The 14,514-nt window shown below is 60.7% G+C and carries 17 protein-coding genes; 7 read left to right on the top strand and 10 right to left on the bottom strand.

The window, feature by feature from the left end:
- From ACR0DA_RS17820 to ACR0DA_RS17810, 3 genes are all read right to left on the bottom strand, one after another.
- Positions 1 to 91, bottom strand: a 91-nt coding sequence (locus ACR0DA_RS17820; RefSeq protein ID WP_215675807.1) for a GTP-binding protein, incomplete at its 3' end; no start/stop codon positions are given.
- Between the two features lie 116 nt (positions 92 to 207).
- Positions 208 to 798: a hypothetical protein gene (locus ACR0DA_RS17815; protein ID WP_170361569.1), complete on the bottom strand. Its 591-nt coding sequence runs from the start codon at positions 796 to 798 to the stop codon at positions 208 to 210.
- 97 nt (positions 799 to 895) lie between these two features.
- Complete coding sequence (locus ACR0DA_RS17810; RefSeq protein ID WP_170367984.1) at positions 896 to 3,244, bottom strand: DNA topoisomerase IV subunit A; 2,349 nt, start codon at positions 3,242 to 3,244, stop codon at positions 896 to 898.
- 199 nt (positions 3,245 to 3,443) lie between these two features.
- Between ACR0DA_RS17810 and ACR0DA_RS17805 the strand changes: the two genes are divergently transcribed.
- From ACR0DA_RS17805 to ACR0DA_RS17780, 6 genes are all read left to right on the top strand, one after another.
- Positions 3,444 to 4,070 carry an SH3 domain-containing protein gene (locus ACR0DA_RS17805; RefSeq protein WP_480755122.1) on the top strand — a complete coding sequence of 209 codons (627 nt, stop codon included), beginning with the start codon at positions 3,444 to 3,446 and terminating at the stop codon, positions 4,068 to 4,070.
- Positions 4,071 to 4,138: 68 nt separating this feature from the next.
- On the top strand, positions 4,139 to 4,966 hold the full coding sequence (locus ACR0DA_RS17800) for an SDR family NAD(P)-dependent oxidoreductase (protein ID WP_170434801.1): 828 nt from the start codon (positions 4,139 to 4,141) through the stop codon (positions 4,964 to 4,966).
- Between the two features lie 80 nt (positions 4,967 to 5,046).
- Entirely contained in the window at positions 5,047 to 5,250 is a 204-nt protein-coding gene (locus ACR0DA_RS17795; protein ID WP_093965306.1) for a twin transmembrane helix small protein, read from the top strand.
- Positions 5,251 to 5,823, top strand: a complete 573-nt coding sequence (locus ACR0DA_RS17790; protein ID WP_480755120.1) for a cob(I)yrinic acid a,c-diamide adenosyltransferase — start codon at positions 5,251 to 5,253, stop codon at positions 5,821 to 5,823.
- A 311-nt stretch (positions 5,824 to 6,134) separates the two neighbouring features.
- Positions 6,135 to 6,893 carry an electron transfer flavoprotein subunit beta/FixA family protein gene (locus tag ACR0DA_RS17785; protein WP_170342626.1) on the top strand — a complete coding sequence of 253 codons (759 nt, stop codon included), beginning with the start codon at positions 6,135 to 6,137 and terminating at the stop codon, positions 6,891 to 6,893.
- On the top strand, positions 6,893 to 7,822 hold the full coding sequence (locus ACR0DA_RS17780; protein WP_480755119.1) for an electron transfer flavoprotein subunit alpha/FixB family protein: 930 nt from the start codon (positions 6,893 to 6,895) through the stop codon (positions 7,820 to 7,822). Before ACR0DA_RS17785 ends, ACR0DA_RS17780 begins: the two co-directional genes overlap by 1 nt.
- A gap of 49 nt (positions 7,823 to 7,871) precedes the next feature.
- On the opposite strand, the gene ACR0DA_RS17775 is transcribed toward ACR0DA_RS17780, so the two are convergent.
- Entirely contained in the window at positions 7,872 to 8,699 is an 828-nt protein-coding gene (locus tag ACR0DA_RS17775; RefSeq protein ID WP_480755118.1) for a DUF6473 family protein, read from the bottom strand.
- Positions 8,700 to 8,865: 166 nt separating this feature from the next.
- Here ACR0DA_RS17775 and ACR0DA_RS17770 point away from each other — a divergent pair, with 166 nt between their 5' ends.
- A complete protein-coding gene (locus ACR0DA_RS17770) occupies positions 8,866 to 9,741 on the top strand; it encodes a 3-hydroxybutyryl-CoA dehydrogenase (protein WP_480755117.1) in 876 nt (291 codons plus the stop codon).
- Between the two features lie 56 nt (positions 9,742 to 9,797).
- Here the strand turns inward: ACR0DA_RS17770 and ACR0DA_RS17765 are convergent, their stop codons facing one another.
- The 6 genes from ACR0DA_RS17765 to ACR0DA_RS17740 are packed head-to-tail and all read right to left on the bottom strand — an operon-like array spanning position 9,798 to position 14,479.
- Entirely contained in the window at positions 9,798 to 10,697 is a 900-nt protein-coding gene (locus ACR0DA_RS17765) for a lysophospholipid acyltransferase family protein (protein WP_170343441.1), read from the bottom strand.
- Positions 10,698 to 10,738: 41 nt separating this feature from the next.
- Positions 10,739 to 11,008, bottom strand: a complete 270-nt coding sequence (locus ACR0DA_RS17760) for an HPr family phosphocarrier protein (protein ID WP_480755116.1) — start codon at positions 11,006 to 11,008, stop codon at positions 10,739 to 10,741.
- 17 nt (positions 11,009 to 11,025) lie between these two features.
- On the bottom strand, positions 11,026 to 11,418 hold the full coding sequence (locus ACR0DA_RS17755; RefSeq protein WP_093965293.1) for a PTS sugar transporter subunit IIA: 393 nt from the start codon (positions 11,416 to 11,418) through the stop codon (positions 11,026 to 11,028).
- On the bottom strand, positions 11,415 to 12,296 hold the full coding sequence (gene rapZ, locus ACR0DA_RS17750; protein WP_480755115.1) for an RNase adapter RapZ: 882 nt from the start codon (positions 12,294 to 12,296) through the stop codon (positions 11,415 to 11,417). The genes ACR0DA_RS17755 and rapZ overlap by 4 nt, the downstream gene beginning before the upstream one ends.
- Positions 12,293 to 12,715: an HPr kinase/phosphorylase gene (locus ACR0DA_RS17745; protein ID WP_480755114.1), complete on the bottom strand. Its 423-nt coding sequence runs from the start codon at positions 12,713 to 12,715 to the stop codon at positions 12,293 to 12,295. The genes rapZ and ACR0DA_RS17745 overlap by 4 nt, the downstream gene beginning before the upstream one ends.
- 51 nt (positions 12,716 to 12,766) lie before the next feature.
- Positions 12,767 to 14,479, bottom strand: coding sequence for a sensor histidine kinase (locus tag ACR0DA_RS17740; protein ID WP_170361560.1), 1,713 nt, complete (start codon positions 14,477 to 14,479; stop codon positions 12,767 to 12,769).
- Positions 14,480 to 14,514 lie beyond the last annotated feature (35 nt).

Raw genomic sequence — 14,514 nt, 5'->3', positions numbered from 1 at the left:
CTGCGGTCAGCGTCGTCTTGCCGTGGTCAACGTGGCCAATCGTGCCAATGTTGACGTGCGGTTTTGTACGCTCAAACTTTTCCTTTGCCATTCCTCAGGCGCCCTTTTGCGATTTGGGGGACCCTTGGTCCCGTGGTTACATCTGCGCGCGCGAGATATTTGGTTCAAAGCGGAAAATCAAGCACATCCTGAGGGAAATCCTCAAAACTATGCCGGGTTTTGTACCGCCTGTCCGGATTCAATCGGTTGGATCAGGCCGGGGCGCAGGTCGAACCACCCGTTGTCCTTGTGCTCTTCAGCCAGCCATTCCTCGACGCGGTCCGCCACTTTCAGTGCCAAACCGCTCATCTGCTCTTCCTTGGTGCGTTCGTTGCCCGAGCCCTTCAGAGCGCTGCCACCGGTGGTATCTTCGAGGACCTGGAACTGCTTGCCTTTGGCCAGAAACTCTTTCTTGCCGACATCATAGACGTTGACCAGAACGATCGCTGTGCTTTTGGGGTTGTAGATCACCGGAATGCCAGGAGGCGCCAGCATATAGCCTTCGAGGCTGATCCCGATGTCATACTCCTGCGAGCCCTGATAGCGACCAAGGCGGATATCGACGGCCTTCTGGATCGCTTCGGTCCATTCCTGGGGCGTCGCATCCCGAGACACCGGCCCCTGGACGGCCTTGTCGGCAAACGCATAGTTCACACGCAGCTTGAATTCGCCCAGATCTTCCGGCTCTTCATAGAGTTGCGTCTGCGTGCAGGCGCCCACCAGGGCCAGTCCGGTAATCAGGGTCAGAATGCGCAGCATTGTCTCGTCTCGATAGGCCTGTTTTTCTTTGATCTAGCGCACCGATGCAGCTTGTGCCAAGCCGTATCGGCAGATTTCCACCGTGGTCGGCGAAAGATCACGAGAACTTGTAATCGCGCGGGAACCCATAGGGCGGTTTTTTTCCGACGCTTGCGCGCTTTGCCAGCCATTGAGACATATCTGCCTCATGCCGCGTCTTGTCGCCGCCCATTGACCATTTCAGACCGTCCTCCCAGTTGAACGTCGTCAGGTCGGACAGGCCGCCATCCAGCTCCAGCGTGCCCTGGCGCCCGCGCGCCATGTTGTATTTCTGCAGACGCACGCCCTTGCCACGCGTCATCTCGGGCAGTTCGGAGACCGGAAACACCAGAAACTTGCCGTTCTGTGATACCACAGCGACGTGATCGCCCTCGATCGGCTTGCAGATCACCGCGCGCTCGTCATCCTTGACGTTCAGCACCTGTTTGCCGTTGCGGGTCTGGGCCAGCACCTCGTCCTCGGGCACCATGAACCCGTTGCCCGCATCCGAAGCAACCAGAAGTTTGCGTCCCGGTTTGTGGATCAGGATGTCGACGATCTGCGCCTCGTTGGGCAGATCGACCATCAGGCGCAGCGGTTCACCCATCCCCCGACCACCCGGAAGGTTCGCGGCGCTGACCGTATAGACCCGCCCGTTTGATGCGAAGACCAGCAGCCGGTCGGTGGTTTCCGCGTGGAAGATGAACCGCGGCCCGTCGCCGTCCTTGAACTTCAGCTCGCGGTTCAGGTCGATATGGCCGGTCATGGCGCGGATCCAGCCCATCTGCGAGCAGACGACCGTGATCGGCTCTTTGTCGATCATCGCCTCAAGCGGTACGTCCTCGACCTCGCCTGCTTCGGCAAAGCGGGTGCGACGCGCGCCGCCCTCATAATCCTTACCGAAGGTCTTCTTGGTTTCTTTCAGCTGCTCGGCGATCTTGGCCCATTGCAGACCCTCATCCGCCAGCAGATCCTCGAGTTCTGCGCGCTCTTCCATCAGCGCGTCACGCTCACGGACCAGTTCCATCTCTTCGAGCCGGCGCAGGCTGCGCAGGCGCATGTTCAGGATCGCGTCGACCTGAACTTCGGACAATTCGCCCTCGCCCGGCTTGGGCGAGACATAGTCAGCCTCGCTGGTGGCGCGGACATGGTCGATGCCCCAATTCTCGCGCATCAGCGCGGCCTTGGGGTCGTCATCATAGCGGATGATATCGATCACCCGGTCCAGATTCAGGAAGGCAACAATGAAGCCCTCCAGCACCTCCAACCGGTGGTCGATCTTGGCCATCCGATGACGCGAGCGGCGCAGCAGCACCTCTTGCCGGTGATCTAGGAAGGCGCGCAGCACTTCCTTCATCGAACAGACCTTGGGCGTCACTCCATCGATCAGCACGTTCATGTTCAGGCTGAAGCGCACCTCGAGATCCGAGTTGCGATACAGCATGTTCATCAGCACCTCGGGGTCCACGTTCTTGGAGCGCGGCTCGAGGATGAGGCGGATGTCGTCGGCGGATTCGTCGCGTACATCGCCCAGGATCGGTATCTTCTTGGTCTGGATCAGCTCGGCGATCTTTTCGATCAGCTTGGATTTCTGAACCTGATACGGGATCTCGGTGACCACGATCTGCCACTGGCCGCGGCCCAGATCCTCGACCTCGTATTTGCAACGCAGCCGGAACGATCCGCGCCCGGTGCGATAGGCCTGCGCGATATTCTCGGCCGGTTCTACGATTACGCCGCCCGTTGGGAAATCGGGCCCCGGCACATAGTTCAGCAGCGTGTCGTCACGCGCGTCGGGCGTCTTGATCAGATGCAGACAGGCGTCGCACAGCTCGGCGATGTTGTGGGGCGGGATGTTCGTCGCCATGCCCACGGCAATGCCTGAGGCGCCATTGGCCAGAAGGTTCGGGAACTGTGCCGGCAAGACGACCGGTTCGGTCAGCGTGCCGTCATAGTTGTCGCGGAAATCGACGGCGTCCTCGTTCAGCCCCTCCAGCAACGCCTCGGCAACGATGGTCATCCGGGCCTCGGTGTAGCGCGAGGCCGCCGGGTTGTCGCCGTCGATATTGCCGAAATTCCCCTGCCCGTCGACCAGCGGGTAGCGGACGTTGAAATCCTGCGCCAGACGCGCCATCGCGTCATAGATCGCGGCGTCCCCGTGCGGGTGATAGTTACCCATCACGTCACCCGAGATCTTGGCCGACTTGCGGAACCCGCCCGAGGAGCTGAGTCGCAGCTCGCGCATAGCGTAGAGGATTCGCCGGTGAACCGGCTTCAGCCCGTCGCGCGCATCCGGCAGCGCGCGGTGCATGATGGTGGAGAGAGCATAGGTTAGATAACGCTCGCCAATTGCCCGGCGCAGCGGTTCGGCCACCTCGCCCCCGGCGTCGGGGGCCTCCATGTTGGGGTCGTCGATCGTGTCGTTCATAGATGATGTGATACGACGCCCGGCGCGCGTGGTAAAGCAACCAAGGCATATTTTGCTGGGGACAAGTCGGGGTTTTTGCAACAGGGGGAGCCAACCCGGCGATTTCCCCCGATTTTCGACTCGGGACCCGAACTATGGTAGGATCCCAACAATTGAATGCTGCCTTTTTCTTGTTGTTATGATTACCGGGGGATGCGCCATGACGCGCCTTATGCTTGTTACTTTTGCCATGCTCGGCTGGTTCTTCTACGTCATGAGCGGTGGATCCGAATTCGAACCGCGCGGAACCCGCGCCGAGGCACCACCCGTCGTTGCCGCAGCTGAGAAACCCGAGCCCAGGTCACTGGTCCCCTCCCCAGCAACCGAGCTTGTGACGAAAGTGGCCCTGCGCCCCGCCAAGCCGTCCGAACCTAAGCCGGAACCGATCCCCGCCGCCGATGCCGTCGATACCGAGGCGTTGCTGGCGCAGATCGCGGCCGGTCTGAATTCTGATCTGTCCAGTTTCGACAATACCGGCGGTACCTTTTCGCTGGCGTCACTGGATGAAAACGCGGCCGTGCAGGTTCTGGACACCGATTCCGAACCGGAAGCGGCAGCCGCCCCTGCACCCGCAGAGCCGCCGAAAGACATTCGCATCGTGTCCGGCACCCGCGTGAACATGCGCGATGGCCCCGGCACGATCTATCCGATCATCGGCAAAGCGCGGATGGGTCAGCAGGTCGAAGTTCTGAGCGAGTCCGGAACCGGCTGGCTGCGCCTGCGCGTGTTGCCCGAGCAACAGGTTGGCTGGATTTCCTCCTCGTTGATCCGAAAAAGCACAAATTGACGTGATGCCGTCATTGCCGGAGGCCGTTCCTCGCAATAGTTTTTGCCGAGGACGACTTTGGGGCAGACATGCAGAAATCCATCCTCATCACCGGATGCTCATCCGGCATTGGTCTGGACGCGGCACACGGGATGCGTGCACGCGGATGGCGCGTGTTTGCCGCCTGCAGACATCAGCGCGATTGCGACAGGCTGAGGGCTCAGGGCTTTGACAGCCCAAGAATCGACTATACCGATGCCGAAACGATCACTTCGGGATTGGCCAGTGTTCTCGAAGCAACGGGCGGCACGTTGGACGCGCTGTTCAACAACGGCGCCCATGGCCTGCCCGGCGCGATCGAAGACGTGCCCACCGACGGGTTGCGCCATATCTTCGAGACCAATGTTTTTGGCTGGCACGAACTGACCCGCCAGGTGATACCCGTCATGCGTGCACAGGGCCATGGCCGCATCGTGCAGAACTCGTCGGTACTGGGTCTGGTCGCCTTCCCCTGGCGCGGTGCCTACGTCGCCACGAAATACGCAATCGAAGGCCTGACCGACACTATGAGGCTGGAACTGCGCGGCACCGGCATCAAAGTGGTGCTGATTGAACCCGGTCCCATCACCTCTAAACTGCGCGAAAAAGCCATACCGATTTTTGAACGGTTCATAGACTGGGAAAACTCGGCCCTGCGCGACAAGTATGAGGGGTCGCTGCTCAAACGTCTGTACGAAGACTCGGGCCCCGACCGGTTCGAGCTACCGGCGTCAGCGGTAACCGACAAACTTGCCCGCGCGCTCGAGGCAAAGTCGCCCAAGGCTCGATACTACGTGACCACACCGACCTATATCGCGGGTTATCTGCGCCGCATTCTGCCAACGGCCACGATAGACCGCATCCTTTCGGGTATCTGAGACGAAATTACCCGTTCGCTTTCGGGGGCCGCCCCGCTAGATGGTGCGCAAAGGATACAACAAATGCGGACGGTGAGTTCATGGACCTTCTAATGGGCGTACTTCTTTTGGCGATGGCGGCGGTCGTCGTTGTTCTTGCCATCGGCATATCCAATTTCGGCAAGGGCGGCATGGCGGCTGCCAAGAAAAGCAACAAGATGATGCGGCTGCGCATCCTGTTTCAATTCATTGCCGTGGTACTGATCGTGCTCTACGTCTATCTGCGTGGACAGGGAGTGCAGTAGATGGTCGTTCTGAACAAGATTTATACCCGCACCGGGGACGATGGCAAAACCGCGCTGGGCAATGGCGAACGGGTTGCGAAATACGCGGGCCGCGTGGCGGCCTATGGCACGGTGGACGAGTTGAACGCCTTTGTCGGCGTGGCCCGCACCGAGGCCGAGGGCGAGGTCGATGCGGCGCTGGCCCGCATTCAGAACGATCTTTTCGACCTGGGTGCTGACCTGTGCCGCCCCGACATGGAAAAAGACGCCGAGGCCGACTACCCGCCCCTGCGGATCGCACCGGCCCAGATCGACCGGCTTGAGTCGGAAATCGACGCGATGAATGCCGATCTCGAGCCCTTGCGCAGCTTCATCCTGCCGGGCGGATCAAAGCTGGCGGCGCATCTGCATGTCTGCCGCACGGTCTCGCGGCGCGCCGAGCGTCTGGCAGTCGAACTGACCAACATGGAACCGGTTAACGAGGCCGCGGTAAAATACCTCAACCGCCTCAGCGACTGGTTCTTCGTGGCAGCCCGGTGCGCCAACAATGGCGGCCGCGATGACGTCTTGTGGGTTCCGGGCGCGAACCGCTGAAAGCGGCGCAACCTCCAGCGGACGTTGGGGCGACCGGAAGGGCGAAGCCCCGGCCCGAAGGGCAGGCGCTAACCGCTGAAACCCGAGCTTATTGAATGCGTTTTCGCACCATCCGGCGCGGCAAAACCGCCCATCGGCCGGGTAACAATATTTCGTTCCTTCACGTCAAAAAGCGTGAAACGCGACGTCCCCACGACATGACGTGACGATTTTGCCCTGTCCCGACGCCCCGCAAGGCGCTATCTAGGCCGACGAGAGCATTGGTGGAGTCGCATTGCGGCTTGCCGTTTTTGTAAGGAGCGTACGCAAAAATGAAGGTACTTGTGCCTGTCAAGCGCGTGATCGACTACAACGTGAAAGTTCGCGTCAAAGCGGACGGCAGCGGTGTTGATCTCGCCAATGTCAAAATGTCGATGAACCCGTTCGACGAGATTGCCGTCGAAGAGGCGATCCGCCTGAAAGAAGCCGGCAAGGCCGACGAGGTCGTGGCCGTTTCGATCGGCGTCAAGCAGGCGCAGGAAACGCTGCGCACCGCGCTGGCCATGGGTGCGGACCGCGCCATTCTGGTGGTCGCGGCGGATGACGTCCACCAGGACATCGAACCGCTGGCCGTTGCCAAGATCCTGGCCAAGGTGGTCGAGGAAGAACAGCCCGGACTGGTTCTGTGCGGCAAGCAGGCGATCGACAACGACATGAACGCCACCGGTCAGATGCTGTCGGCTCTGCTGGGCTGGAGCCAAGGCACCTTCGCGTCCGAACTGGACATCGAAGGCGACACCGCCAAGGTCACGCGTGAAGTTGACGGCGGTCTGCAGACCATCAGCGTCAAGATGCCGGCCATCATCACCGTCGACCTGCGCCTGAACGAGCCGCGCTATGCATCGCTGCCCAACATCATGAAGGCCAAGAAAAAGCCGCTGGACGAAAAAACCGCCGCCGATTACGGCGTCGACGTCACGCCGCGCCTCGAAGTCGTCAAGACCGAAGAGCCGCCGGCACGCGCCGCCGGCATCATCGTAGGCTCGGTCGACGAGCTGGTCGGGAAACTCAAAGAAGCGGGGGCTGTGTAATGGCTGTACTTCTGCTTGCCGAAGTCAACAATGGCGAACTGGCGATGGACGCAACCGCCAAGGCGGTCACCGCAGCCAAGCAGCTGGGTGACGTGACCGTTCTGGCCGCGGGCGGCTCGGCCGCCGCTGCCGGCGAAGCCGCCGCCAAGATCGACGGCGTCTCCAAGGTCCTGGTTGCCGAAGACCCGTCGCTGGGCCACCGTCTGGCCGAATCGACCGCCGCGCTGATCGTCGGCCTGGCCGACGGCTATGAGCATATCGTGGCGCCCGCCACCACCGACGCCAAGAACGTGATGCCGCGCGTGGCCGCGCTGCTGGACGTGATGGTGATCTCGGACGCGTCGGGCGTGGTGGACGGCTCGACCTTCGAGCGCCCGATCTACGCGGGCAACGCGATCCAGACCGTCAAGTCGAACGATCCCAAGAAAGTCATCACCTTCCGTACGGCCAGCTTTGATGCAGCCGGCGAAGGCGGATCGGCCTCGGTCGAGACCGTATTGGTCGGTGAAAACCCCGGCTTGTCGGAATGGGTCGAGGACAAGGTCGCCGAAAGCGACCGCCCGGAACTGACCTCGGCCGGCGTCGTTGTCTCGGGCGGCCGTGGTGTTGGCTCGGAAGAAGACTTCAAACTGATCGAAGCCCTGGCCGACAAGCTGGGCGCGGCGGTTGGTGCCAGCCGTGCGGCAGTCGACTCGGGCTATGCCCCGAACGACTGGCAGGTGGGTCAGACCGGCAAGGTCGTTGCACCCGATCTGTACATCGCGGTTGGTATTTCGGGTGCGATCCAGCACCTGGCCGGCATGAAGGATTCGAAGATCATCGTCGCGATCAACAAAGACGAAGAAGCTCCGATCTTCCAGGTCGCGGACTACGGCCTAGTCGCCGACCTGTTCCAGGCCGTGCCGGAACTGACCGAAAAGCTGGGCTGATACGTCCAGACTTCGAAGCGATCAAGGCCCGCCAATCGGCGGGCCTTTTTCATTCGAGGTCTCGGATCGCAGGCAGCAAATGTTCTGCAATGGCCCGGTGCGTGGCCGGTCCGATCATATGTTCCGCCATCGGTTGCTGCATCGTGCCGAACAGCATGTCCTCAAGATCATCCGAAGCACCTGAAGGGCGCACCGTCATCTTCACGGTTGGCACCCCTCCATCCGACACCCCTTCAATCATGGCCTGTGTAATTGGCACCGGATCAGATACCCCCCGCGCATCCAGCCCGACTGCCGGGCTGTGATCCCAGTCCAGCCACAGCAGCAGAACCCGGCTGGTGACGTTGTCCAACAGGGTGCGAAGAGCCTCTGCCCAAGCCCGCCGCAACTCGGCGGCCACCACTTCGAACTGTGCGTCCGAAAATGCCGACAACCTGGACATTAGGTGCCGCACAAAATGAACGTCGGCGAAGTCAACTTCGGGGTACAACGCGGAAAGGTCCGAGGTTGCCTGGAGGACCCGATCATTGCGTCGGGGATGAACACGGTAGAACCGGTTGGACTGGTTCAGCGCCGATGGCAATTGCAACACGCAAAGCTCGGCGCCATTCATCAGGCTCAGAATTTCCGGATCCCGCGCCAATCCCTCGGCACCCGTGAACAGACTGCCCAGATTCAGACACTGCTTTTTCAGCCGCTGCTCCAACGCGGCGGGAAACGGAGAATCGACCAACCGACCGAATGTCTCGGTGCCGCTGACGCAGGCCACATATGGCACCCGCAACACTCGCTTTGGCCCGCGAAACCACAGTTTTGACGTCCCATACCGGCAGACGGATTCCTCGACACCGGTCGCGCCCGACTCATGATAACTCATGTCAGCCACCCATTTTTCTTCACCCAATTGCCATTCTGCGGCCTTAGGTGTTTAGAAAACTCTAATGTGCTCATTTGAAGCGAATTGGACCGGTCCCACCCCCTTGCCGCCCAACCCGGACTGCCGATAATGTCCCACTGAACCTTGATGCGGAAGGCAGTTCAATATGGACGTGAAATCAGTCGGAGTAATCGGCGCGGGCCAGATGGGCAACGGAATCGCCCATGTGATGGCGTTGGCAGGGTATGACGTTCTGCTGAACGACATCAGCCAGGATGCGCTGGATGCTGCCATTGAAACGATCAAGGGCAACTTGGCTCGTCAGATGTCACGCGGCAAGATCGGTGACGACGAGATGCAGGCCGCACTGCAGCGGATCAAGACCACGCTGAACCTTCCCGAGATCGGCCAGACGGACCTCGTGATCGAAGCCGCGACCGAACGTGAGGCCATCAAGCAGGCGATTTTCGAGGATCTGCAGCCGCATTTGCAGGCCCACACGATCCTGACGTCGAACACTTCGTCCATTTCGATCACACGGCTTGCCAGCCGGACGGATCGGCCGGAGCGTTTCATGGGGTTCCACTTCATGAACCCGGTTCCTGTCATGCAATTGGTCGAGTTGATTCGCGGTATCGCCACCGACGAAGAAACCTTCGCCACCTGCAAGGCCGTGGTGGATCGGTTGGGCAAAACCGCCGCCAGCGCCGAGGATTTTCCGGCCTTCATCGTGAACCGTATCCTGATGCCGATGATCAACGAGGCCGTCTATACTCTGTATGAAGGGGTCGGCAGTGTTCAGTCGATCGACCAGTCCATGAAGCTGGGCGCCAATCACCCCATGGGTCCGCTGGAACTGGCCGATTTTATCGGGCTGGACACCTGTCTGGCCATCATGAACGTCCTCCATGATGGGTTGGCGGATACAAAGTACCGCCCCTGCCCGTTGCTGACGAAATACGTCGAGGCCGGCTGGCTGGGCCGCAAGACCGATCGCGGGTTTTATGACTATCGTGGCGAGGTTCCGGTCCCGACGCGTTAAGCCGTCAAGAGACCGCCCCGCTCGCCCGCGATCTTTTAGCGCAAATGAACGGTGGATCAGGCTTGTGGTGACTGCCCCAAGCCCAGCGTGTGTTTTCTGAGCCAGGTCATGAATCCGCGTGGGTCGCGTTCGAGCAGTTTCATGTCCTCGTCCGAAATCGGCTCTCCGATCACGGGGCCGACCGGTTTGTTGCAGGACCGGACGATCTCGTGCAACAGAAGTCCCTGACGTAGAATTGCGGATAGTTTGTTGGCAATCTGGTACCAGCGCGAATTGCTGCCGGGGAAGTAGATGGGCAGAACCTTGGCACCGGATCGTCGGATCATCTTGGCGGTGAACACGTTCCATTCGCGTTCCTGAGCGGGGCCGAACCACGTGTCGGACGACATCACCACACCGGATGGGAACAGCGCGACGACACCACCGTTCTTGAGGTGCTCCATCGCTTTGCCCCGCATCTCAAGCATCTTGCTCTGGGCTTCGGGATCATGTGGAAACGGGACCGGGATCATGAACGAGGTCGCGGCCTCGTCCAGCCCGGTCAGAACCGAGCGGGTCAGGATGCGATAGTCCTGGCGCACGCGTCCGATCAACTCGGCCAGGATCATGCCGTCCACCATCCCATGCGGGTGATTGGCCACCACCACAACGGGCCCCTCTTTCGGAATACGCGCAATCTGGTGTTCGGGCGTGGTCAGGTCGATCCCCATGATACCCAAGGCACCACCCCAGAATTTCTGGCCGCGATACTTCTCATTCTGCTTTTCGAATTTGTTGACCATGCGCAGAATGGTCAGCTTGCCCGTGCACCATTCGATCGCCTTGATGGCCGTCGAGGTCCAGGCGTCGTCAAACGAATTTGCGTAGGTCAGCGTGCGGCGGTCGTAGATTTCGCCCGCTTCCGCGGTCTCGGCCACCACCGTGTTGGTCTTGGTATCGTGCGTGGTTTCCGCCAATTCCTGGTCTTCCCGTTCTTGTTTCGTGGCAGTGCCCTGCGTCAGAAACCTTCGCCGAACTTGTCGTTCACCAATGCTTCCAGCGCGTCTGCCAGCGCCTCAGCATCCGGCCCGGACGTTTCGACGTCAATAGTCGTTCCACGCGAAGCCGCCAACATCAAAAGGCCCATAATGCTGTCACCCGACGCGGACATGCCGTCTTTGGACACTTCGGCGCGGGCGTCAAACCCTTCGACCACCTCGACCAATTTGGCTGAAGCGCGCGCGTGCAAGCCTTTTTCGTTGATGATTTTCAAGGTTTTGGTGGCCATATTCAATCGTTCCGATGTCAGTCCAATGTCACATTTTGCGCATTGATGTACTTTCGTCCAGCCTCCATGGCCCTACGGACGGCGTCCCCGACCGGAAGTTGGCGGCTTTTGGCCAGTTTGATCAGCATCGGAAGGTTGGCGCCGTAAAGAATTCTGCGGTCCTGCGGCGCACAGGCGCGCAGGCTGAGATTCGAGGGGCTGCCCCCGAACAGATCGGTCACGACAACCACGCCGTCACCGACATCCACAGCATCCGCGGCCCGGCAGATTTCGGCCTGCTTTTCCTCGCGATCATGATCAGCGTCGATCGACACTGCCACAAGGCCGGGTTGCTTGCCCACGACGTGTTGCATGGCCGCCAGGTATTCCTGGGCCAATCCGCCATGCGCCACGATTACAATTCCGATCAATCCGGCCTCACATTCAACGATCGACGTTCCATCTCGCGGTGTCTAATTGCCACCGGCTGCCCCTGCTCTGCAAGGGCTTTTGCGACCGCTTCGGCCATCGCGACCGAGCGGTGCTGACCTCCGGTGCAGCCGAAGGCGACCGACAGGTGTGTTTTGCCCTCAACCTTGAAGGCGGGCAGCAGAGACAGCAACAGCTCCACCACCCGTTCAAAAAAGGCGGCATAGTTCGTGTCAGCCTGAACATAGGACGCAACGTCCGGATTTCGACCATCAGCCTCGCGCAGCTCCGGACGCCAATAGGGGTTGGCCAGAAATCGGCAGTCGAACACCATGTCCAGGCCCAGCGGCAGCCCCCGTTTGTACGAGAAGGACTCGATAGAAACGGCCAGATGCCGGCCTCCTTCCGGGGCGAACCAGCGTTCGACTTCGGATCGCAGCTGGTGCACGTTAAGCACGCTGGTGTCGATCAGGGTGTCGGCGATCTCGCGGATCGGCTCCAACAATTCCTTTTCCTGACGGATACCGGTTTCGGGGCTGGCATCGGTTGCGACCGGATGACGGCGTCGGGTTTCCGAAAACCGGCGCAACAGCACGTCGTCGCTGCAATCCAGATAAAGCGTGGACAGGTCCACCTGGCTCATCCGGCCCAGTTTGGCGACCAATTCGATAAAGCCGATGGTCGAGAAATCACGATTGCGAGCATCGATCCCCAGCGCCATCGGCCGGGATGGATCCGCGCCCTCCATCAGGCGCAGCAATAGGCCCATCGGCAAGTTGTCGATGGCCTCATAGCCCAGATCCTCGAGCACATGAATCGCCGTCGACCGGCCCGCGCCCGACGGACCTGTCACCAGAACGATGCGCGTTTGTGTTGTCATGTGCTTGGCCATTGCGGATCGACGCGCCCCATTTTCATCAGTTGAACAAGTGCTGATGCCAAGTTGGGGACGCCGGCGGCACGAAGCAAGGGAACAGGATGTCCCAGCACAAGAACCTGTCGCGGTTCCGGCAGTCGTTGGGATTCCACCTGATCCAGATCCACGATCCAATCCAACGGAACGGGACCGCAGGCCGTGGCGCGCAGCAGCCCAACGCCGCGGGCCTCGACCAATCCTCGGATCTGAGGGACCGCATCCGCAATCACCCGGTCGCCCGACAGGGTTAGGTTTACACGATCATCGGCGACCATGTCCGCGCCGAAGCCCATCATCTGCAATGCAAGTGCCGATTTTCCGGCCCCGGACGGCCCCGAAATCAGGGCGCCGCGGCCTGCAACGGCAACGCATGTGGCGTGCATGCAGACCGGATCATCGCTAGGTTTTTCGGGAAGGCGCAAAGCGCACATCGCTCAAAGGGGAAGACCCACGACAAACCGCGCACCTTGCGGGTCCGACGTGATGTCCGCCTCGGTCGGGCGGATGTTCTCGGCCCAGATGACGCCGCCGTGGGCCTCGACAATCTGCTTCGAGATCGCAAGTCCAAGGCCCGAGTTGTTACCGAAATGCTCTGCCGGGCGCTGCGAATAGAAGCGCTTGAACACCTTGGTCAGGGCCTGATCTGGAATACCGGGGCCAGTGTCTTCAACAACAACCAGAACCCGGTTTTCGCGTTGGCGCACCCAAACGCGGATCGCGTCGCTTTCCTCGCAGAAGGAGATGGCATTTGTAATCAGGTTCACGAAAACCTGTGCCAGACGGGCCTCGAGCCCGTTTATGACGATGGGCTTGGACGGCAAATCCGTGATGTAGTCGATCCCCTTCGATCGGGCATCTTCGCCCAGGTACTGACTGATATTGCCGATCAGCTTCAGAAGATCGAAGGGCTGCTCCTGCTCTTTGACCAGTTCAGCGTCCAGGCGGGACGCATTCGAGATGTCGCTGACAAGGCGGTCCAATCGGCGGACATCGTGCTCAATAACGCCCAACAATTTCTCGCGCTGATCGTCACGCTTGACCATTCGCAGCGTACCGACGGCCGATTGCAGGCTGGCCAAGGGGTTCTTGATTTCATGCGCGACGTCAGCCGCGAACTGTTCGTTGGCGTCTATCCGGTTGTAGAGCGCCGTCACCATTCCCCGCAGCGCACGGCTAAGCCGACCAATCTCGTCCGGGCGGGCGCTCAGGTCGGGGATGCGGATACGGCCGGGATTGACCCCAGTGCCGCGGTCCTTGCCCATTTCCGCCGCAGCGGCCAGATCCGCCAGCGGGTTCGCGATGGTCGAGGCCAGCACAAGGCTGAGACCCACCGAGACCAGCAGGGCAACGACAAACATCTGTAGAATGCGCTCCTGCTCTTTTCGAGCCAGTGCATCGATTTCTCCGGCGGGGCCAGCCATTGCGACAGCCCCCACAGGGGCGCCATCCAGAACGATTGGCGACGCCGCCACAATCACGGTGTCTCCGGCCGCATCAGACACGGCGTGAACCTGCATGTGGCCGTCCAGCGCGTTTGGTATGATGTCCTGAACCCGCTGTGCCAGCGTCGGCGCCTCGGTTTCAGATCCGGTGGTGAAAACCGAATACAGACCATTCCAGACGGCGGTCAGGGCATCAGAGATCAATGTGCTGCCGGTCGGAACATCCGCCTCGGCCTGAATCAGGCCCGGCAATTCCGACACGGTCGAGGAACCCCGTGTCCAGCCGATCAACGTGCCGGTGCTGTCATAGACGAAGACTTCGCCGCCTTCGGGGATGCTCAGCCCGGCAAGTGTCGCCTTGACGTTCAGGTCAGAAGCGTCCCGCGATCCGGCAACCTGGCGCAGCTGGGCCTCGAAGACGTTGCTGACCAGTTGCGCATCGCCGATCAGGTTCCGCGCCGTTTGCTGGACCCTCTCTTTTCGGGTGTCATCCAGATACAGCAGCCCTGCGACCAGGATCACCAAAGCAATCAGGTTGAACGTGATGATCTTGCGCGCCAGCGGCGAGTTGCGCAGCGTGAACAGAGTACGCCGCGATCGCCGCGCGCGCAGCTCGGCCGACTCTGGGTCTTGCGGGATGACCCAATCATCGCCCAGAACGACGTCACCGTCGCGCAACTCGCTGGATTGCTCGGTGTCACGCACGAAACAAATTCACCTTTGCAGAAAGCCGGCCCGGC

The sequence above is a fragment of the Ruegeria sp. CI8 genome (assembly GCF_056536865.1).
This window is presented reverse-complemented; position numbering and strand designations above follow the sequence as displayed.